This window comes from Chthoniobacterales bacterium, assembly GCA_035274845.1.
In the GTDB taxonomy this organism is placed as follows: domain Bacteria; phylum Verrucomicrobiota; class Verrucomicrobiia; order Chthoniobacterales; family UBA10450; genus AV80.
In genome coordinates this window covers 1-19254 of sequence record DATENU010000002.1, presented here as the reverse complement: position 1 = coordinate 19254, position 19254 = coordinate 1, and the positions used below count along the sequence as shown (strand labels likewise).

General features: G+C 58.1%; 20 protein-coding genes. 8 read left to right on the top strand and 12 right to left on the bottom strand.

Going from position 1 to position 19254, the window contains the following annotated elements; translation table 11 throughout:
• Nucleotides 1-131 precede the first annotated feature (131 nt).
• The 5 genes from VJU77_00370 (at nucleotide 132) to VJU77_00350 (ending at nucleotide 5780) form a co-directional block, all read left to right on the top strand.
• Nucleotides 132-1721: a hypothetical protein gene (locus VJU77_00370; protein ID HKP01788.1), complete on the top strand. Its 1590-nt coding sequence runs from the start codon at nucleotides 132-134 to the stop codon at nucleotides 1719-1721.
• 18 nt (nucleotides 1722-1739) lie between these two features.
• Nucleotides 1740-2639: a metal ABC transporter substrate-binding protein gene (locus VJU77_00365; protein HKP01787.1), complete on the top strand. Its 900-nt coding sequence runs from the start codon at nucleotides 1740-1742 to the stop codon at nucleotides 2637-2639.
• Between the two features lie 88 nt (nucleotides 2640-2727).
• A complete protein-coding gene (locus tag VJU77_00360) occupies nucleotides 2728-3552 on the top strand; it encodes a metal ABC transporter permease (GenBank protein HKP01786.1) in 825 nt (274 codons plus the stop codon).
• A gap of 88 nt (nucleotides 3553-3640) precedes the next feature.
• Entirely contained in the window at nucleotides 3641-4927 is a 1287-nt protein-coding gene (gene lysA / locus VJU77_00355; protein ID HKP01785.1) for a diaminopimelate decarboxylase, read from the top strand.
• Nucleotides 4928-5072: 145 nt separating this feature from the next.
• Nucleotides 5073-5780 (top strand): hypothetical protein, encoded by a 708-nt coding sequence (locus tag VJU77_00350; protein ID HKP01784.1) that lies wholly within the window; start codon nucleotides 5073-5075, stop codon nucleotides 5778-5780.
• On the opposite strand, the gene VJU77_00345 is transcribed toward VJU77_00350, so the two are convergent.
• From VJU77_00345 to VJU77_00330, 4 genes are all read right to left on the bottom strand, one after another.
• Nucleotides 5770-6786, bottom strand: coding sequence for a quinone-dependent dihydroorotate dehydrogenase (locus tag VJU77_00345; GenBank protein HKP01783.1), 1017 nt, complete (start codon nucleotides 6784-6786; stop codon nucleotides 5770-5772). The genes VJU77_00350 and VJU77_00345 overlap by 11 nt on opposite strands.
• A 37-nt stretch (nucleotides 6787-6823) precedes the next feature.
• The gene (gene mnmE, locus VJU77_00340; GenBank protein HKP01782.1) at nucleotides 6824-8185 is read right to left on the bottom strand and encodes a tRNA uridine-5-carboxymethylaminomethyl(34) synthesis GTPase MnmE; all 1362 of its coding nucleotides are present in this window, start codon (nucleotides 8183-8185) and stop codon (nucleotides 6824-6826) included.
• Nucleotides 8182-9288 (bottom strand): histidinol-phosphate transaminase, encoded by a 1107-nt coding sequence (gene hisC / locus VJU77_00335; GenBank protein ID HKP01781.1) that lies wholly within the window; start codon nucleotides 9286-9288, stop codon nucleotides 8182-8184. The genes mnmE and hisC overlap by 4 nt, the downstream gene beginning before the upstream one ends.
• Before the next feature lie 66 nt (nucleotides 9289-9354).
• On the bottom strand, nucleotides 9355-9804 hold the full coding sequence (locus tag VJU77_00330) for a GNAT family N-acetyltransferase (GenBank protein HKP01780.1): 450 nt from the start codon (nucleotides 9802-9804) through the stop codon (nucleotides 9355-9357).
• Between the two features lie 118 nt (nucleotides 9805-9922).
• Here VJU77_00330 and VJU77_00325 point away from each other — a divergent pair, with 118 nt between their 5' ends.
• Together VJU77_00325 and nifS are read left to right on the top strand one after the other, a co-directional pair.
• On the top strand, nucleotides 9923-10264 hold the full coding sequence (locus VJU77_00325; protein ID HKP01779.1) for a lipid-A-disaccharide synthase N-terminal domain-containing protein: 342 nt from the start codon (nucleotides 9923-9925) through the stop codon (nucleotides 10262-10264).
• A 54-nt stretch (nucleotides 10265-10318) separates the two neighbouring features.
• Nucleotides 10319-11506 (top strand): cysteine desulfurase NifS, encoded by a 1188-nt coding sequence (nifS, locus tag VJU77_00320; GenBank protein ID HKP01778.1) that lies wholly within the window; start codon nucleotides 10319-10321, stop codon nucleotides 11504-11506.
• On the opposite strand, the gene VJU77_00315 is transcribed toward nifS, so the two are convergent.
• The 3 genes from VJU77_00315 to VJU77_00305 form a co-directional block, all read right to left on the bottom strand.
• Nucleotides 11496-12308 (bottom strand): hypothetical protein, encoded by an 813-nt coding sequence (locus VJU77_00315; protein HKP01777.1) that lies wholly within the window; start codon nucleotides 12306-12308, stop codon nucleotides 11496-11498. The two genes, nifS and VJU77_00315, sit on opposite strands and share 11 nt — an antisense overlap.
• 135 nt (nucleotides 12309-12443) lie before the next feature.
• On the bottom strand, nucleotides 12444-12833 hold the full coding sequence (locus tag VJU77_00310) for a response regulator (protein ID HKP01776.1): 390 nt from the start codon (nucleotides 12831-12833) through the stop codon (nucleotides 12444-12446).
• A gap of 81 nt (nucleotides 12834-12914) precedes the next feature.
• On the bottom strand, nucleotides 12915-13592 hold the full coding sequence (locus VJU77_00305) for a hypothetical protein (protein HKP01775.1): 678 nt from the start codon (nucleotides 13590-13592) through the stop codon (nucleotides 12915-12917).
• Between the two features lie 212 nt (nucleotides 13593-13804).
• On the opposite strand from VJU77_00305, the gene VJU77_00300 reads away from it, so the two are divergent.
• Nucleotides 13805-14191 (top strand): response regulator, encoded by a 387-nt coding sequence (locus tag VJU77_00300; protein ID HKP01774.1) that lies wholly within the window; start codon nucleotides 13805-13807, stop codon nucleotides 14189-14191.
• A gap of 3 nt (nucleotides 14192-14194) precedes the next feature.
• Here the strand turns inward: VJU77_00300 and VJU77_00295 are convergent, their stop codons facing one another.
• The 5 genes from VJU77_00295 to VJU77_00275 form a co-directional block, all read right to left on the bottom strand.
• Nucleotides 14195-15211: an exostosin family protein gene (locus VJU77_00295; GenBank protein ID HKP01773.1), complete on the bottom strand. Its 1017-nt coding sequence runs from the start codon at nucleotides 15209-15211 to the stop codon at nucleotides 14195-14197.
• Between the two features lie 77 nt (nucleotides 15212-15288).
• On the bottom strand, nucleotides 15289-15912 hold the full coding sequence (locus VJU77_00290; GenBank protein HKP01772.1) for a hypothetical protein: 624 nt from the start codon (nucleotides 15910-15912) through the stop codon (nucleotides 15289-15291).
• Between the two features lie 14 nt (nucleotides 15913-15926).
• Nucleotides 15927-17927, bottom strand: a complete 2001-nt coding sequence (locus tag VJU77_00285) for a hypothetical protein (GenBank protein ID HKP01771.1) — start codon at nucleotides 17925-17927, stop codon at nucleotides 15927-15929.
• Nucleotide 17928: 1 nt separating this feature from the next.
• A complete protein-coding gene (locus tag VJU77_00280) occupies nucleotides 17929-18957 on the bottom strand; it encodes a hypothetical protein (protein HKP01770.1) in 1029 nt (342 codons plus the stop codon).
• Nucleotides 18954-19254: hypothetical protein (locus tag VJU77_00275; protein ID HKP01769.1), on the bottom strand; the 301-nt coding region annotated here is incomplete at its 5' end. The genes VJU77_00275 and VJU77_00280, both read right to left, overlap by 4 nt.

The window sequence follows — 19254 nt, the reverse complement described above, 5'->3', positions numbered from 1 at the left end:
GGTCCCTCCCCGCTTAGGTGGGGCGCCAGCCTTGTCGCGCGTTCCGCGGGCTGCCGAACCAATGTGCGCCGAATGCAAGCGATCGGTTCAGAAATGTCGGGCCCATGGTCCGATCCCGTCAGGAAAACCAAATGAAAATTCTCATCTATGTGGCGCTCGCCCTCGGCGTGGCCGCGCGGGTCTCTGCCCAAACGGCGGAACCTTCGCCAGTCTCCTCTTCGCCGGCGACGAGCGCCGAAGTCGAAGCGCTCCGCGAGGAAGTGCGTTCGCTCAAGGAGCTGGTGCAGACGTTGCAACAACAGGTGAAAAGTCAGCCGGCGCCGGATAAGTCCAATCCCGATCAGCCTCTCCTCCCGGAAAATCCAGAGAAACAAACTGCCGAAACTTCCAGTTTGCCCGCGCCCTCCTCACCGTCGAGCACGCCGCTGTTTCCGACAACCGACTCCGCCGTGGTTTCTTCAGCGCCGGCGGTCAATGCCAACGGCACGACGACCTTTCCTACCAGCGACGAATCGGTGACGACGGCGCCGACAACGACCGCAAGCACGGACACGACGTCGCCGCTTACCCAGCCGATCTCCATTCTCGGCGGCGGCAACAACAAGAACTACATGAACATCTCGTTCGATTCCGTCTTCGCCCTGGCGGCATCGAGTGAACGGCACCTGGATCGGATCGAAGTGGGCGATCACGACCCGCAGCAGCGCGGCTTCAATGCCCGCAACGCCGAGATCGCCCTCGATGGCGCGGTCGATCCGTACTTCCAGGGGTTCGCGAACATTGTCCTGAAGCTGGACGACAATAACGAAACCGAGATCGAGCTCGAGGAAGCATTCCTCCAGACGTCGAGCCTGCCCTACGGCTTGCAGATAAAAGCCGGACAGTTCTTCGATCCGTTCGGACGCATTAATGCCACCCATCCTCATACCTGGGAATTCGCCGACTCGCCGCTGGTAAATGGGCGCTTGCTCGGACCGGACGGCTTGCGCGGGGTGGGCGCGCAGGTTTCCTGGACCCTCCCCACGCCCTGGTATTCGCAACTGCTCTTCGCCGTCCAGAACGGGCGGGGCGGAACGGCCTATTCGTTCCGCAATCCCGGCGAGGACGGATTGTTCTTCAGCCGCTGGACGATCGACCGCGACGCGAGCGCGCTTCACGACATGCTGTACGTGCCGCGGTTCGAGACTTCGTTTAACCCGAGCGACACGCAGACGGTATTGCTCGGGGCGTCCGGCGCGTTCGGGATGAACGACACTGGCTCCGATAATCATACCCAGATTTACGGCGCCGATCTTCTTTACAAATGGAAAAGCTCCCACGCGGAAGGCGGTTTCCCCTTTGTAAAATGGCAGACCGAAGCGCTCTATCGCCGCTTCGAAGCGGGCCGCGGTTTCGACGATTCTTTCCCGGTCGAAGAGACGTTCCGTGACTGGGGTTTCTATTCGCAGGTGCTTTGGGGATTCAAGAAAGGATGGGTCGCCGGCGTCCGCGGCGACTATCTGCACATGCAGGAATCGGCCTTCACCGATGACGAAACGCGGCAATCGCGCTCCCGGATCTCCGCAGACCTGACCTGGTATCCGACTGAGTTCTCGAAGATTCGTCTCCAATACAATCACGATTTCCTGGATGAGAACGCGTTCCTCGCCAGCCGCGAGGCCGATTCAATCTTCCTCCAGTTCGAGTTCATCCTTGGCGCCCACGGCGCCCACAAATTTTAGAAACTCATGCAAAAACATATGAAACGAATTCTTGTCACAGCTTGCTTGCTAGTTACCGCGGCGCTGTCCGCTCACGCCAAACTGAAAGTTGTCGCCACCCTGCCCGATTTGGCTTCGCTCGCTCGTGAACTTGGCGCCGATAAGGTCGAGGTGAGCGTTCTGGCGAAACCGACCGAGGACTCGCACTTCGTCGACGCGCGCCCCAGCTTCGTCGTCCAACTGCGCGATGCCGATGTCCTGATCGACGGCGGCGCCGAATTGGAGATCGGCTGGCTGCCGCCGCTTCTCCAAAACGCGCGCAACTCGAAGATCGATGTGGGCCAGCCCGGCCGCGTCCAGGCTTCACAAGGCGTCCGTTTGATGAACGTGCCGGGGAACATCACGCGCGCCGCGGGTGATGTTCACGCCCTCGGTAATCCGCATTTCATGTCGGATCCGATCATAGCGAAAACTGTCGCGGCGCATATCGCGCGCGCGTTCACGGCGGTGGACGAAAAGAACACACTCATTTACGACGCGAACTTCAAAAAGTTCGAAGCGACCATCAATGCCAAACTCCAGGAATGGGGTGCGGCCATGCTGCCATTCAAGGGACAAAACGTGGTCGCGTATCACGATTCCTGGCCCTACTTCGCTCACCGGTTCGGCGTGAATATCGACACGTTCCTCGAACCGAAACCGGGCATTCCGCCATCGCCATCGCATCTCGCGGAGGTCATCGAGAAAATGAAGGCACAGAAGATCAAAGCGATCATCGTCGAGCCGTTTCACGACCGGAAAATTGCCGAGAAAGTCGCGAGCGCTACCGGCGCCAAAGTCGTGGATTTCGCCCAGTATCCCGGCGGGCTGCCCGGTACAGACTCATACGTGAAACTCATCGACAAGTTGGTCGCGAACCTGTCAGCAGCGCTCAAGTGAATGGTGACTAGTGATCCGTGAATAGAAACACCGCCATCATGCACCATTCACCAGTCACCGATCACCATTCACATCCAGGAGAAAACTCATGTGGGAAATAATGTTCTGGCCGAGCGCCGCCTGCATTCTCCTCCCCTGGCTGCTCGTTTATCTTGGCCTCCACGTCGTTCAGCGCGGCATCATTTTTATCGACATCGCCATGGCCCAGATGGCGTCCCTCGGGATATGCGTGGGCGTCCTTCTCGGTTACGAGCCGGAAAGCATCCTCTCCTACGCGCTCGGAGTCTGCGTGACCCTCCTGGGCGCCGCCCTATTTGCCGTCACCGGAAAGCGGACCAGCCAGGTTTCCCAGGAAGCGATCATCGGCATCACCTACGTCGTGGCCGCGGCCGCCGCCGTGCTCCTGCTCAGCCGGTCCGCCCATGGCAACGAAGAAATCCGCAACATGCTCGTGGGCGACATCACCGTGGTAAGCGCGGCGGAAGTCTGGAAATGCCTTGCTGTCTTTCTCGCCGTAGGTGCCGTTCATTTTGTCTTCCGGAAGAATTTCCTCCTGGTTTCTTTTCAGCGAGACGAAGCTTATCGGCGCGGCTGGCGGGTGCGCTGGTGGGATTTTTTCTTTTACGCCACCTTCGGCATCGTGGTGACGATTTTCGTCCGGGTCGCCGGGGTTTTGCTCGTGTTCAGCTATTTGATTGTGCCCGCGGTTTGCGCGGTCACCGTCGTGCGCTCGAATCCGGCCCGGCTCCTCGTCGGCTGGGGGATCTCGCTGGTTGGTGGGATTGCAGGCCTGTTCTTCTCGTACTGGGGCGATTTCCCTTCGGGGGCGGCAATCGTTTGTACTTTTGGCGCGTTGCTTGTGCTCGCCTCGCTGGTCGCCTTGTTGAGGCCACGGAAAGCTTCGGCGTCGTAGTTTCCCACGCCGCCTCCTCACCTGAGTCGGCGGTTACAAACCGCCGCTCCTTGAAGCTTTCCCGCCGCGCCGCTTTAGTGACACAGACATGCATTCATTTCATTACCGCGAGGGCGAACTATCCTGCGAAAACGTGTCGCTCTCGGCCGCCGCGAAGGAGTTCGGCACGCCTCTCTATGTTTATAGCTCCGGCACAATTCTCGATCACTATCGCCGGCTCGACGCCGCGCTCGGGGAGCTCGATCACCTGGTTTGCTACGCGGTCAAAGCGAATTCGAACGGCGCAATCCTGGGTCTGCTGGCGGAGGCCGGAGCTGGGTTCGACATCGTCTCGGGCGGCGAATTGTTCCGTGTCCTCCGAGCTGGGGGCTCCGCCGACAAGTGCACCTTCGCCGGCGTCGGCAAATCGCAGGAGGAAATCGAATACGCCCTCGATGAAGGCGTTTTCTGTTTCAATGTCGAAAGCGAAGCGGAATTGGAATGGATCGATCGCGTCGCGCGCGCTAAAGGCGTTCGAGCGCCGATCGCGCTACGAGTAAACCCGGACGTCGATGCCAGCACGCATCGCTACATCTCGACCGGACGAAGCGAAAACAAATTTGGGATCGCGCTAGATCGCATCGTGGCGATTTATGAAAAGGCCGCGCGCCTGCCGAACCTCCGCCTTCGCGGAATCCAGATGCACATTGGTTCGCAGATCACGGCCGCGAAACCATTCGCGGAAGCGATTACGAAAGTCGGCCCCCTCGTTCGCGAACTGAAACAAAGGCACGAACTCGAGTTCTTCAGCGTCGGCGGCGGGATGGGCATCATTTATCGGCGCGCGCTGGAAAGTGGTTCGGGAAAATGGTGGCACGACCATGGCGGCGAAGATTCCGCGTTCAGCGTGGCCGATTACGCGGCGGCGATCGTGCCACCTCTCCGCGAACTTGGTTTGCGCGTGCTGCTCGAGCCGGGCCGGTTTCTCGTGGGCAATGCCGGCATCCTGCTCACCCGGGTCCGCTACTTGAAACAAACCGCAAATAAGAAATTTGTGATCGTCGACGCGGGTATGAACGATCTGATTCGGCCCGCCCTTTATCAGAGCTATCACGAGATCGTCCCGGTGCGGGAGAGTGGGAATGACGCGCGCGAAGTTGTCGATATTGTGGGCCCGGTTTGCGAGAGCGGCGATTTTTTTGCCCAGGACCGTGATCTGCCGCCGGTGAAGGAAGGCGACCTTCTCGCGCTCATGAGCGCCGGCGCCTATGGGTTCACCATGGCGTCGAATTACAATTCGCGGCCCTTGCCGGCCGAAGTCCTGGTCACGGGCGACCAAAGCTCGCTTATCCGGCGACGCCAGACGATGGAAGACGTCGTTCGCGAAGAATGCTGAACATCCTCATCGTGCTCGTGCTCGTGCTCGGTGCTCCCTTGCCTTCGATCCCGAGCACGAGCAGGAGCACGATTACGAAGGGAAATGGCCGCCGGCCAGTTGCAAGCGACCCCATCCCAGCATAAATACTGCTCCCAACCTTGCGATGAAACGCCTGCTTCCCATTCTCCTTCTTTTCGCCCTGTTCCTGGCCCGGAATGCCTCTGCCGCGGCCCCCGTCCAGGGCGAATATGTTTTGCTCGTAGGCGGTCCTTCCTTGATGCAATGGGAGAAATACAAACAGCAGCCGCACGATCATTGGTGGGCCAATTTCATCCGGGCCGCCCGGATTCGGACCGAGCAGATTCGCGCGACCGCCGGGCCTGATGCCAAGATTACATGGCTTGTTTACGGCCAGGGCTACAAGGATCGCATGCAGCAGGAGAAACAGGACTTGTTCGCCCTCATCGGCAGCGTCCGCGACAAATTCAACCTGAAGCTGATCTATTTCTCGAAGGGCGACGAGGTCATCAATTACCTCAACAATGGCCAGCCGCGGGACACGCTGAAGGTAGCCGATTTCGAATACTTCGGCCATTCGAACCGCGCCTGCTTTATGTTCGATTATAGCAGCAACATCGAGAGCGCCTGCAAATCGTGGTTACACGAGGATGAGCTGAAGAAAATCAACGGTCGCGTATTTGCCCGGGGCGCTTTTGCCAAAAGCTGGGGCTGCCACACCGGGGAAAGCATGTCCAAGAAGTGGCTGGCCGCGACCGGCGTTCCCATGTGGGGCGTGATTGGCAAGACTCAGTACATGATGGACGAGCTGCCCATCATCGTCGGCCAAAACGCCAAGTGGGTTAACCGATAGCGGCAATCTCCCGCAACAGACCCGGGCCGCGATAGACGTAGCCGGTATAGACCTGGAGGAGTTGCGCGCCGGCCTCCCATTTTTCCCGGGCGCTTTCCGCGTCAACAATTCCGCCGGACGCGATAACCGGAAGTCGCGAGCGCGCCGTAATGGCACGCACCATCTCGGTGGATTTTTGCCGAAGCGGTCGGCCGCTGAGACCGCCTTGCTGATCATGGGATGGAGGGATAGCCGAGTGATCCAGCGTGGTGTTCGTAGCGATAATCCCGGCGATATCGTTCTGCTCTGAGATGCCGATGACCTCCTCGAGCTCCGGAAGCGAAAGATCAGGGGCAATTTTCAGGAGAACCGGCTTGCGGCTAGCCTGGTTTTCCGAGCGAATGGAACCCAATAATTCTTCCAGGGCATCCTTTCCCTGCAACGAACGAAGGCCGGGCGTGTTCGGCGAACTGACGTTGAGCACGACGTAATCGGCCTGCGCCGAGAGCAGGCGAAAAGAGTAAAGATAATCCTCCGTCGCCTCCTCGATCGGCGTGATTTTCGATTTGCCGATATTGATTCCGACCGGAATTTTCGGCCAGCGCCCACTGTCACGCACTTCTCGCAACCGGGCCGCAACTACGTCGGCCCCGTCATTGTTGAAGCCGAGCCGATTGATCAACGCCTCCTGTTCAGAATAGCGAAAGATGCGCGGCTTGGGATTGCCCGGCTGGGATTTCGCCGTCACTGTGCCGATCTCGACAAGGCCAAATCCCAGCGCGGCCAGGGCTGGAATTGCGACGCCATTCTTATCAAAGCCCGCGGCGAGACCGATTGGATTGGGGAAAGTAAGGCCGAAAAGCCTCTTCGGATTCGGCTCGGGCGCAAACCGCTCGAGTTGACGCAGCATGCTGGGACGGGTGGAGGCGGCCCGAAGAGCGCGGATCGCAAGATTGTGCGCGGCTTCGGCGGACAGGGTGAAGAGCGCCGGCCTAACGACGAATTTATACATGTCGCTGGCGATCATCTTCGGAATCTCTCGAAAGGCGCGGCGTGAGAGTTGTTCATTTCCCGATGCAGAACTGGGCGAAGAGCGCGTCCCGGACTTCTTCCGGTGTCGCCGCTCCGGTAATTTCATCGAGAGCGCGCACCGCCTCTCGCAAATCGACGACGACATATTCCGGCGCAAAAGCGGATTCCATGGTGCCAGCCGCGAGATCGCAGGCGCTGAGCACGCGGCGGAGGCAATCGCGGTGCCGCGTGTTGATCGCCACCGCGCTTTCCGGGCGGAGGTGTTTTTCGGAAATTCTGGCGAGGATCGCTTCCTCCAACCCTTCGAGCCCTCGCTCGGAAAGGCAGCAAATTCGCAGAGCATCGACGCCAGCCCAGTCGGGATGCTCCGGAAGGTCGCTTTTGTTGAGGAGCACGATCTGAATTTGTTCCGTGGAATTAGCCTTAAAGTCCGCCGGCTTCGCCACGCTGCGATCGAGCACTTGAAGGAGAAGATCGGCGCCGGCGAGAGAGCGCCGCGTGCGAGCCATTCCTTGTCGCTCGATTTCGTCGTCCGATTCGCGCAGGCCGGCCGTATCGAGCAAACGAATCGGAATACCGTGGAGGTTGATGACTTCGTCGATGGTATCGCGCGTCGTGCCAGGCTGTTCGCTGACAATCGCGCGCTCGTAGCCGAGCAGGCGATTGAGCAGACTCGATTTCCCGGCGTTTGTCGGGCCGTAAATCACCGCGCGAAGCCCCTCCCGCAAAACCCGGCCTTGATCCGCGGTGGCGACCAGGGCGCGCACTTGTTCCCGAATCGCATCCAGCCGTGCTCTCAACTTCGCGCCTTTATCCGGCGCGATGCCTTCTTCCGGAAAATCGATGGCGGCTTCCAGGTGCGCGAGGAGGTCCACCAGCGCCTTTCGAATGCCGGCAATTTTTTCTCCGAGCGCGCCTTCGAGTTGTTCCCGTGCTGACCGCAACGCAAGATCGCTTCGGGCCCGGATCAAATCCATGACGGCTTCCGCCTGAGTAAGATCCATCTTGCCATTGAGAAAGGCGCGCTCTGTAAATTCGCCCGGCCGCGCTCCGCGCGCTCCGGCCCGGAGACAGGTTTCCAGCACCTGGGCGGTGACCAGGATGCCGCCATGACAACTGATCTCAACCACATCCTCACCGGTGTAGCTCGCCGGCGCGCGGTGGACCGCGAGCATCACCTGGTCGATCACGCGATCGCCTTCAATAATTTCACCCAGCCGTTGCGTATGAGTGGGGAAATCGGAGGGATTTTCCGGCCCGCGATAAATGCGATTCGCGATGGCAATTGCGGCCTCGCCCGAGATGCGAACCAGGGCAACCGCGCCCTCTCCCGCGGGAGTGGAAATAGCGGCAATCGTCTCCCCCGGAAGCTCCGACTCGCTAGAATCAGTCACGCCGAACCACTCCGCAACGCTTCCCGCAAGGCCGCGATGCAGCGTTGATTCTGTTTCATGGTGCCGACGGAAATTCGAATCCACTGGGGCAGATCATATCCTTTCAAAGCGCGCACAATGACCCGCCGGGCGAGTAATTCCCGGAAGACTTTTGCCCCATCGCCAACGTTCACGAGAATAAAATTCGCGACGCTTGGCACGAAGCGAAGGTTCATCGCGCCCAGCTCTTTCTCCAGATACTCGCGGCCTTCGTCCGTGACCCGTTTGGTCTCGCGGCGGTGTTCCTCATCGCCGAGACTGGCGAGCGCTGCGATCTGGCCAAGGCCGTTCACGTTGAACGGCTGTCGCGTTTTTTGCAGGACCTGAATCAGCTCTGGGCGGGCAATCGCATACCCGACGCGCAAACTGGCGAGACCCTGCATTTTCGAAAAAGTGCGGAGGACGGCCACATTGCGGCCCGCGCGGACGAAGCGCAACGTATCGGGCGGATCATCGAGGTATTCGAAATAGGCCTCATCGAAAACTACGACAATGTTTTCCGGCACGCGCTCCATGAACCGGTCGATGGCGTCCTGTCCTACGAGGGTGCCGGTCGGATTATTTGGATTCGCGATGAAAATGAGGCGCGTTTTCGGCGTGATGGCGGCCAGAATTCCCTCGAGATCGTGGCAGAGATCGGGACTCGGCACTTCGATCGTCCGGGCGCCCAGGACCTCCGCGACGAGTTTGTAGGCGATGAACGCATGCTGCGAAGTGATGACGTCATCACCGCGATCCAGGAAAGCGTGGCCAAGGAACTCGATGATCTCGTTCGATCCACTGCCAAGAATGAGATGATCGCGGCTGAGACCGAGTTTTGCCGCGAGCGCCTCCCGCAGATAATAGCCCCCGCCGTCCGGATAAAGGTGCGAGGAGTCGAGCGCGGCCCGCATCGCCATCAGGGCCTTGGGTGAAGGCCCGAGGGGGTTCTCATTGGAGGCGAGTTTGATGATTTCGTCCGCATCCGCCCCCAGCTCGCGCGCGGTCTCCTCGATGGGTTTGCCCGGCTCATAAACGGACAGCGCGCGCAATTGCGGGTTGGCGATATCCCAGATGGATGACATGCGGGTGAATCTTAGGTGGAATTTGAAAGATGAACAGCACCGCGATGGCGCGAAGTCCGAGCGCGATTATCGGCTGAGCTTGAGATCAAAGTGATGCGAAGTGATTTCCATTCCGCGATTGAGATAAAAGCGGTGGGCGGCGAATCGCTGGACCCCCGAATCGAGCGTGAGGTGCTCGCAATCGTTCTCCCTGGCGTGCTCGACGAGCCAATCAAAGAGAGCGGCGCCAAATCCCCGGGAACGATCGGAATCGTGCGTGACCAGATCGTCGATATAAAGGGTGCGGCCCGAGAAGAGCATGTTGAAAATGCGAAAGCCGGCCACGGATCGGACGACCCGGTCGAGTTCGAGATAGGCAAGCTGATATCCCTCTTTCTGCTGTTGAAGAACGCGGGCGGCGAAATCAATTGCCTCGATGTGCGGGCGCAACTCTCGCATCACCGCGCTGCACCGGCCGATCTGCTCCGGCGTTTTCGCCAGCGCAATCTTCCAGGGAGATGGCCTGATTTTCGGCATGAGATTTCTTCGCCTGTCGCACCGCGAGATCAAGGGCAGGATTTAACGAAAATCGCGAGAGGTGCTCCTGACAAAAAAGCTTTCCGGCCATCGCGATCTGCCCGAACCTTGGGCCGTTATGAACAGCCTTCAGTTTCTCGCCGAGACGCACGTGTTCGGAATTTTGATTCACCCGTGGAAAATCGTGGGCTTGAGCGGAAGCCTCGTCTTCGGCCTGCGCTTTCTCATCCAATGGATCGCGTCGGAACGCGCCCGTAAAAGCGTGATCCCGTTCGGTTTTTGGGAGTGCAGCGCGCTCGGCAGCCTGCTGATGCTGAGTTATTTTGCGATCTACCAGCGGGATTCCGTGGGCGTCCTGAGCACGGCCATGCCGCTGCCGATTTACCTGCGGAACCTCTACTTTCGTTATACGCACCGGGCTCCCCAGCACCCGGGAAACGCGCCGCGCCCACCAGAGTAGATGGCGACAGCACGCTTTACCTCAACGGCACGAATATCATAAAATGACGCTTCCATGATCTCTCGCGAGCAGATCATTTATCTTGATAACAACGCCACCACGCAACTGGATCCCGCCGTGGTGGAGGAGATGCTGCCGTACCTGACGGATTACTTCGGTAATCCCTCGAGTGGCTACACTTTTGGGGCCCAGGTCCGCCGGGCAATCGACCTGGCGCGGGAACGGGTCGCCGCGCTCCTGGGATGCGAACCCAGAGAGATCGTTTTCACGAGCTGCGGAACGGAGTCGAATAACGCGGCGGTTAATTCAGCGCTCCAACTCGATCCGTCACGCCAGCACGTGGTGACGACCGCCGTCGAGCATAGTGCCACCCGGCGGCATTGCGAGACGCTTTCGAAACGCGGTGTCTCAACTACGGTCCTTCCGGTAGACGGCAAGGGAAACCTGGATCTCGATGAGCTGGAAAACGCGATCACGCCTCGCACCGCGATTGTCACCGCCATGTGGGCCAACAACGAGACCGGCGTCCTGTTTCCCATCCAGGAAATAGCAGAGATCGCGCGCAGGAAACGGGTCCTTTTTCATACCGACGCCATCCAAACCGTGGGGAAAATTCCGATTCAGCTGGCCGGCTCGACGATCAATTCGCTCTCCCTTTCCGCGCACAAGCTGCATGGCCCGAAAGGGGTCGGTGTCCTTTACGTGAACAAACGATCGGCCTTTAAGCCGACTCTTATTGGTGGGAGCCAGGAGAATAATCGGCGCGCCGGAACAGAAAACGTGGCGTCAATTGTGGCTTTAGGGAAAGCGGCTGAATGCGCCGCAGCGGCCCTGGAGGAAGAAGCCACCCGCGTCCGCGAGATGCGCGATCGTTTCGAGGCGGGTCTGCTGGAAAAGGTGCCGGATACTTTCGTAAATGGGGATTCGGTGGCGCGCCTTCCCAACACCTCGAATCTCTCGTTCGCCGGAATAGAATCGGATGCGGCCCTGGTATTGTTCGATCGACATCATCTCTGTTGCTCGGCCGGCTCGGCTTGCCGCACCGGATCTTTGGAGGCGTCGCACGTCCTGCGTGCCATGAATCTGAGCCCGGAACGGACTCGAGGCAGCATGCGCTTTTCCTTTGGGCGCTTCAACACCGAAGCAGAAGTAGATCGGGCCTTGGAGATCATTCCGGCGGTGATCGCGCAGCTGCGCGAACTATCGCCGGCCTCGCTCGCGTGGGAAAAGGTTATTGCCTAACCGGCGACCGCCGCTTTTTAGCGCGACGCTGCATCAAAACGGTAAGACCGACGGCGATAAACGAACTTACCGACGCCGAAATGGCGGGGTTGATCTCCGGCACCGGCGTAAAGGTAAGGTCGCCAATACCAATGTCCTGGTAGCGGGGCGCACCAGCGGTGTTGCCGAAGGTAAAGTACAGGTCCGTGATGAGCGTGGAACCGAAGCTAATGGTTGCGTTGCCGTTCGAGGAATTATTCGCCGAAGCAGCATTGCCAGTAAGGGTCTGGGTCAACCCGGAACCGCCCGGAGTGACCGCGGAACCGAGATTGGTGATCGTCGCAGCGACATGAGTTCCATCCGGCGCGACGCCGTAAATGTTGCTGATGATGTCGCTGTTCGTCGTCACATCGATATCGAAAATGGTGAAGGAAACGTTGTTGGCGCCTGGCAGGTTCCCCGCGGTGCCGCCGGTGAAGCTGAAATGAACGGTCAGGTTGCTGTTGGTGTGTAGATTAGCCGCGATGACCAGCGAGTTCTGAGCCGGGACCAGGCCGCCCGTCATCGTTTGATTGATGGCCGGAGTCATGGTCCCCGTGGTCGGATCATTCGTGAAAACACCGGGGTTTTGACTCGTGACCGCGACGGTCACGTCATTGAAGGCATCGCCGTTCAGGTTAAAGGAATTCGAGAGGGAACCGGGTGTCCAGGTAACGCCGTCCCAATCGAGAACGAGAGCCTTGGCCGGTACAACCCAAGCCACCAGCAGCAAAGCCAGTGAAAGGCCGAAAACGGCCACGGCGCGATGGCGGGAAACACCCATATAATTCCCATAAAGCTACTCTCGGGCCACCTTGAGAATCTAAACGCATATCCCGTTGAATATGCGTTGTTTATGTTTTTAGAATAAAAACAAAATAGCCTAGACTCCCCTCAAACTCCTGATTTGAAGCGCACCCTAGGGCAACGATGCCCCTAACTCGCTGATGGCGCCGATCAGCTCCCCGCTTTTGCCGGGTTTATCGATCACCCGATCGACCTGAAGTTCGGCGTAGCGTTGCCGGTCTTCGGGACTCAGCGAATTGGCAAAGACGATGATCTTTCCCTCGAAACCGGCGGATCGCGCCTCCTGGACCACGCCAAAGCCATCCAGACGCGGCATCCGCGTGTCAGTGACGATGAGTTGGAAGTAGGCGGGATCTTCTTCCACGCGAGAGACCGCCGAGCGGCCGTCCGTGGCCACCTCCACATGGTGTCCGGCGGATTGCAATGTCTTCGACAACATGTCGAGAACGAGAACGTTGTCGTCCGCACAGAGGACGCGAAGCGGCCGCGCTGGTTCGATCATTGGCTGGTCATCGCGCGAAGCTGCGCCGTCAGAAACCAAATCGGACGCCGACAACACGAGCCGGAATTAGCGGAAGAGGTTTTATGCCGATTTGGCGGCATGCTTGCGCCAGGCCCCAACGGAGAAGACGAGCAAAAGCAGGGCGGCCACCGGCAGGATCGCATTCATCTCGGGCACTGGCGGAAGGTCGGCCCGAATCGAGACCGGCAGAACGTCATCCGCCATGGATACCACCGAGTAATAATGAAACTGGCCGAAGTTCTGAATGGAGACGTACTGATCGTCAAAAGCGCTTCCATAAATCCCACCGACCTGCGTCCCGAGAGTCCCCAGAGTGTTCGACCCAAAAATGGCAAACTGCTCACCCGGCTGGACGCTGCCGACGCTGATCTGGCCGTTCATCATTCCCGCGGCCAGCATGGACGTGAAATCAAACTGGATAAAATGAAGGCCCACCTGGATCTCGTTGTTCGGCGTCCCGACCAAACCCAGGCCTCGCTCCACTGCGCCGCCGATCTCGGGAACGCTCTTGTAATATAATTCGTGGGCAGTGCCAATTCCGGCGTGATTATCAAATCCGTAGGCGGTAATCGAAAATCCCGAGACGGTGTAGGTGTGGCTACTGGAGCCAACCGGCGCGTTCAGATTCCCGGGATTAAGATCCCAGACAATCGCGCCCGAGGCCGAAGCCGCCGCGAAAACGGTGCTGGCGACAGCGCAAAAAAGTTTGATGAAGCGGCCGGTGTTCTGGGTTCTCATGTAGTTTTTCCTCCCTTGAAAAATGCGATTAATCCGTCGCGTTCAGTTTTGCCGGGTTTCGCCGGAAGCTGTCAATAAAAATTTTCCCGATCTTTCGATATAAAAAGCCGTGTTAATGATGGAAATTCGAATCACGCCTGTTGCGGAAAAACAGGGGCTGCAGAGAACTGTCGCGAACCGCGTCTCTGTCTGATACGTTGGTTAACGACCGCATGGAACGCACTAAGGCCCGCATTCTTCACGTAGACGATCATCAGGACACCCGGCTGATGATGGCCGCTTTGCTGCAGGATTGCGGCTACGGCGTCCTCACGGCCGGCAGCGTGGCCGAAGGGTTGGATCTCGCCAAGGAAATCGACTTCGACCTTTACATCCTGGACGTGCGACTGCCTGACGGAACCGGAGTCGAGCTTTGCCAGCAGCTGCGCGAGCTTCATCCCGATAAGCCAATTCTGTATTATTCGGCTTACGGAGATGAGGCCGACCATCAAAGTGCGCTGGCTGTGTGCGGGGACGCCTACCTCAAGAAGCCCGTCTGCATTGCTGACATCCAGGACTCAATCGCCGAATTACTCGCGAGGCGCAGCCCGAAAGAGTGAAGGCTACGGTCGGGCTGCAGGCAGCCCAATCGACTTCTTGAGGGCGCGGTACTGGGTGCCGAGGAGTCGCCTGAGATGCAATGGGCGCAGAAATTGAAGATAAGCCGGCCATCGGGCCAGACTTTCCGGGATTCGCCGTCTGCGCTGAATGTCCAGGCAAGACTCGACGAGCCGGTGGAATAAGACCTCGTCGCTGAACCATTCCTCCCACGCTTTCCGGGCAAGTTCTCCCATCGCCACCGCCTGTGATTCCTGCTGCTCGAGGAGGTGTGGAATTTGAGCAAACTCCCGCTCGGCAACCCGAATCGAAAATTTCTCCCAAAGCGGACCGACGGGCGGAACCCAATCATCCGACAGAATGACTGGCACCCGCCCAATGCGCATTGTTTCGAAGAGCCGAATGCTGGCGGCGCTCAGCCCCCTGGGGGAGAGGACAAACTTGCTGGCCTTGGTCAGTTCGGCGTAACGGCGGTCGTAATCCAGCCTTTCCCGCTTGTCCATTTTCCCGTAGAGAACCCGGTCGAAGTCTTCCGTCGTATTCTGAAAAAAGCTGCGAGGATGGGATAGCGTCGCCAGCCTGCGCCGAACCGGGGCGTTTCGGATTGAACCCATGAAACTAAAAAGGTACGGCAAGTCGTCCGTCGGTGGGCTGAACGTAGTGAATTCGTTCCTGGTCCGCCCGAGGTAGAAACCGGGCCGGGTTCGCGAGGACGACCATCGTTTCTCCACGCCCGCGTAAACCCCCGGCAACAACGGAATGACGAAAGGGTTGGCGCAGAAGAGAAAGGTCTTGTCGCGATACTTCCTCACGAGCGGATGCCGGCGGAGACGCTCAAAGTACGAACCAGCGCCATAGAATTCCGCAAAGATGATCAGATCCGCAGCTTCAGGATCGGAGGCAACAGAATGAATCTTGAATCGATCGAGCTCCGCGCATTGTCGCAGGTCCCGAAGTGGCGCGAAATTGAACCCGCTCTCATCGTCCGCTGGGGTCGCTGAAATTAGGAATACGCGCGCCATGTCTGCCGCAGCTTAGCAACAGTCGAGCCGCTGCGACAGGCGCTTCAGAGGAAGCGCTTGAAGACCCACTGCAAACCTCAGTTTGTCTTGGTCGGAGCCTGCGGAGTAGTCACGGCGGCCAGGACGGATTGATTCGACGGCTCAGTCAATCTCCACGAAACGATGCTCTGGCGGAATGACCTGTTCAAATTGTCGAAAACCGATTTCGGGGCGCTGAATTTAAAGATAAGCTGCTGGTCCGGGCATGCCACAATGATGACGCTGCGAAGAAAAGCCTGTCCGAGGGTCTGATACGCGACGATAAATTCGTAACTGAGATTTCCGTTGAGTATGACGGGATTTTCCTGCTGGCTTACCAAGGCCGCTCCCTGGCTGCCAGAGGGCAGCGTCGACAGAACTTGTTGCTCGAGGGACTTTACGGTCGGTTCGTCGAAGCGAAGGAGTCCTTTCATCGAAGCGGCCTGAACCAGGCCTTCCGCAAAGTTTTGGTTCGGCGGAGCGAATTGGAGCCGCGAAGCGTCTCCCCGGCAGCTCCAGAGTCTCGGCAGGGTGAGCGTCACCGTTCGCTGTTCGTCTTTGAACGCAACGTTCGCGTATTCGGCGCCTTCCGAAGAATAGGAGGTCACCGTCGGTGAGAAATCGATGGCGCCCCGGGCCGGTGCGGCTAGCGCGATTAAACAAATAAGGAGAAGCCTTCGCATGGTCGTTTATTCTGTCAGTAAACCTGGTACCAGCGCTGTTGCTGGAGATAAGCTGCAATCTGGAGATTTCCCGGCGGACCGGATTGATACGCGGTGAGCGAGTAGTCGCTAAAGTTCGGGTCCCAATAAAACTTTGAAACCAGCGGCGCCTTGTAGTTGTTCCCCGCGCCAGTCCAGGCAGAGGTAGCCTGCTTGCTCGTGTAAAGCTGGACCATCGAACCGTAAATGCAGAGGGTGTTGGCCTTCCAGTCCTCCAGCAGCCGGACAAAGTTCTCGCCGCCACCGCTGTAACTACCGCTACCGCTTGGCACGATCCCGCCGACGAGGGCAGCGTTAATGGTGGTGTTAGTAGCCGTGCGGTTCGAAATCGTATTGGTAGACTGGAGGTCGTTCCACGCGCCTGACAAAACATTGATGGAATCGCCAACGACAGCGGCCAGTTTGCGCGCGTAACCGCTTGCATCCGGGTCGGTGTAGGTACCATTGTTGGAGGGAATGGTGTCTCCGGCGTTTGTGGAAGTGTTATAGTTACCCTTGATAAAAACCGGATTAAGAGAAACGATCGTCATTCCATCGACGTTGTTCGTGCCGCTGTTGATCTTGGGGAGTTTATACCCATTGATGAGGCGAATCCCACGGATGGTCGTGTTTACCGTTGCCCCCGTCCCGCCGAGCGGTGCGGTGATAATACTGCCGTGGGTGCTCGTGTCGGCGATGTAAATGACCCCATTCCAAACTGAAAATTTGTCGGCCTCCGCGGCAGACGTGATCTGACTGATGTCGAGGGTAGCGAGACGGACGTAGGTATTCTCCCGCTGATCCTGAATTGCCTGGTTGATCGTGATGGCGTCCTTAAAAATCTTGCCTTCGCCTGTATTGGTCGGCAGATTCGTGCCGTCTTTCTTCGTGACTGTGATGTTGTTGCTTGAGTCTATCAGGACGCGGTAACCGGCCTGATTGTAGTAACGAACTTCCGACAAGGGGTCGGGCGTGCCGGTGGCTTGCTCGATCAATTCGTGGTAGCTGTCGTTATTGACGCTCCCGTCCGCGTTTGTCAGCTTGAGATTCCAGCCGAACGGGAGATAGGGCGAAACCTGGGCCGGCGGCATGTCGGAGTAGGTCAATGACGCGTCGCTCTTGGCAAAATTCGGTTTGGTGACCGCAGCGTTGTGATAGGTGTCCTGAGGTGAGTAACCATTCACGTATTCCCCCGCATACTCCACTAAGTTGGTGGTGGTAAAATTACTCGTGCCGATATAAAGACTTCCATTCGTGTGGATCGGTCCATTTACGGCGAGGCTGGTCGTCGGCTGCAACTCGAGGTCGTCGACAAAGAACATCGCATAGGTCCACGGGTTATCGAACTTCTTCTCGAAAATGCGGCGCACCTTGGCCGTGACGCTTCCCGTAGTGGTGGGAACGCTGACGTCCACGGCGGCGAGATAGAAATAGCTGTATTGCCACTTGTTCTTGCCATAGGCCGCGGGCGGGGTAGCGGCCGGAGAGAGAGCTACGTAGCTTAACGAGCCAAAACTGGTCTCCTTGAGAGCATTTCCATCCGCGTCGAGCGTAATCATCGGATCGACGGCCTGGATGCGATATTGCGTCAGCTGATAGTTGCCTTCAGTGGGAAAAAGCGCGGGCGCCGGTGTCGGGATGACTGGCGGAGTCGCAGCCGGCGTCATAGAAGGAACGGGGCTAGGCGCCGGTCCGGGATTATATGTGCCGGTGAAGAAAAAATTCGTTCCCAGGATGGAATAATCCGTTCCGCCCGAGTTGGTGGAGACCGTCGTCCAGGTGTTGCGGTAGATATTTCGCCAGCTTGTAAAGAGGAATTCGAGGTGGCCATCCGCAATTTCCATGGCCTGGGCCGTTTTCCGGCTGCGCTGAGATTGGCGGGAAATGGTCTGCGTGAACTGAACCGCCAGTCCCAAAAGAACGAGAAGCCCGGCGACGACGCTGATGGTAACGACGAGAGTACTGCCTTGATTGGAAACGTTTCGGCCGGTTTTCATTTTATTGGGTAATGGTAATGCGAGAGCGATAATCAATCTGCGTATCCAGCAGAGAGGCGGTGGCGAGATAACCGCGGTTACTCGATTTCGGGTCCCGGGCCGTCAATTTCACGCCTACGTATTTCGTGTTGGGCGTGCCTGCGCTATTCAACGGGATATAAAACGGTATCGGGCTGCTGATATATTTGGCAACTGTGGCAGTGTCCTGCCAATAAACAGAGGAGCCGCTGTAACGCTGTTTATACAAATGCAGCTCACCGTCCTCGAAGCGGTACCGCTGGGCCGATCCACTGGAGTAGAGCGTGGGGGTCACTACCAACGTTCCCGTCGTACTAGGTCTGTAAATGGTCCCGCTAAGGACATACCGGTCCTGGTAGCCGCTGGTGTAAGCGGCTGTGGTGATAGTGTAAGGACCCTGGGAATCGGGAATGTAAGAGCCTTTTCGAACCACATACATCGACCGATCAGTGTAGTAAGTGATGCAGTAAGGACTGCCATAATCGGGAGCGGTAATGGGAGGAGTTGATTGGTCCGCCTTAATAAACACATTGCTGTGATTGGCGGAGCCAGAGGCGGTGACTTTCGTGATATCTTCCTCGAGTCCGAAAAAGGGGATGATCAGCCGCATTCCCTCGACCGGCTTGTTGGGGTTGTCCTTGATCATGATCAGGTTTGTCGCACCTGGATCTTTCCAGACGAAGTTTGGTCCCGAGGCAATGTTTTGAAACGATACGGCCGCGGCCGTCGGCGGCACGCCGCTTACTGGATCGACGCTTATGACGTTGAATCCGTTGTCACGGAGTTGCGGCACGGAGATGGCGGCGTGGATGTCTCGAGTTAGTCGAAGCATGCCCAGCCGCGCTTCCTCATGAGCTACGTTGACGGCGGTATTTTTTGCCGAAAGAATGAGCCCCGAATTAAGGACCTGGAAAAACGTCACGCCCAAAAGCATGAGAACGCTCACCGCAACGCTCATTTCCGCGAACGTGAACGCCCGTTCCGATGATTTTTGACGAGAGAGAATTTTCATTGGTCGGCTGTTCTTAATGTGTCCATCGCCACGACGTAATCCTTATTGCGGAAACTGTAGCTCACGGTAGCCGTGACCCGGCGCAGGCTGAGGCTGTTGTTTGCGCCGACGAATGTCATCGTCGAGCCGGTATCGACTACAGTCGTCACCAGGGTCCCTGTCACGATGACTTTTCCGGAAACAGGGTCCTGGTAAATAAATGCTTGTTTTGAGACCGGCTGGCCCGAGCCGCTCCGAAAATAGGGGTAATACGGATAATATGCGCTCGTCGAAGCCGGGGTGGCGGTGGGGGCGGCG

What these genes read in the sequence shown, in the direction of transcription:
- VJU77_00370 (HKP01788.1), top strand. Translation starts at nt 132, where the DNA reads ATGAAAATTCTCATCTATGTGGCGCTCGCCCTCGGCGTGGCCGCGCGG.
- VJU77_00365 (HKP01787.1), top strand. Translation starts at nt 1,740, where the DNA reads ATGAAACGAATTCTTGTCACAGCTTGCTTGCTAGTTACCGCGGCGCTG.
- VJU77_00360 (HKP01786.1), top strand. Translation starts at nt 2,728, where the DNA reads ATGTGGGAAATAATGTTCTGGCCGAGCGCCGCCTGCATTCTCCTCCCC.
- lysA (HKP01785.1), top strand. Translation starts at nt 3,641, where the DNA reads ATGCATTCATTTCATTACCGCGAGGGCGAACTATCCTGCGAAAACGTG.
- VJU77_00350 (HKP01784.1), top strand. Translation starts at nt 5,073, where the DNA reads ATGAAACGCCTGCTTCCCATTCTCCTTCTTTTCGCCCTGTTCCTGGCC.
- VJU77_00345 (HKP01783.1), bottom strand. Translation starts at nt 6,786, where the DNA reads ATGATCGCCAGCGACATGTATAAATTCGTCGTTAGGCCGGCGCTCTTC.
- hisC (HKP01781.1), bottom strand. Translation starts at nt 9,288, where the DNA reads ATGTCATCCATCTGGGATATCGCCAACCCGCAATTGCGCGCGCTGTCC.
- VJU77_00330 (HKP01780.1), bottom strand. Translation starts at nt 9,804, where the DNA reads ATGCCGAAAATCAGGCCATCTCCCTGGAAGATTGCGCTGGCGAAAACG.
- VJU77_00325 (HKP01779.1), top strand. Translation starts at nt 9,923, where the DNA reads ATGAACAGCCTTCAGTTTCTCGCCGAGACGCACGTGTTCGGAATTTTG.
- nifS (HKP01778.1), top strand. Translation starts at nt 10,319, where the DNA reads ATGATCTCTCGCGAGCAGATCATTTATCTTGATAACAACGCCACCACG.
- VJU77_00315 (HKP01777.1), bottom strand. Translation starts at nt 12,308, where the DNA reads ATGGGTGTTTCCCGCCATCGCGCCGTGGCCGTTTTCGGCCTTTCACTG.
- VJU77_00310 (HKP01776.1), bottom strand. Translation starts at nt 12,833, where the DNA reads ATGATCGAACCAGCGCGGCCGCTTCGCGTCCTCTGTGCGGACGACAAC.
- VJU77_00305 (HKP01775.1), bottom strand. Translation starts at nt 13,592, where the DNA reads ATGAGAACCCAGAACACCGGCCGCTTCATCAAACTTTTTTGCGCTGTC.
- VJU77_00300 (HKP01774.1), top strand. Translation starts at nt 13,805, where the DNA reads ATGGAACGCACTAAGGCCCGCATTCTTCACGTAGACGATCATCAGGAC.
- VJU77_00295 (HKP01773.1), bottom strand. Translation starts at nt 15,211, where the DNA reads ATGGCGCGCGTATTCCTAATTTCAGCGACCCCAGCGGACGATGAGAGC.
- VJU77_00290 (HKP01772.1), bottom strand. Translation starts at nt 15,912, where the DNA reads ATGCGAAGGCTTCTCCTTATTTGTTTAATCGCGCTAGCCGCACCGGCC.
- VJU77_00285 (HKP01771.1), bottom strand. Translation starts at nt 17,927, where the DNA reads ATGAAAACCGGCCGAAACGTTTCCAATCAAGGCAGTACTCTCGTCGTT.
- VJU77_00280 (HKP01770.1), bottom strand. Translation starts at nt 18,957, where the DNA reads ATGAAAATTCTCTCTCGTCAAAAATCATCGGAACGGGCGTTCACGTTC.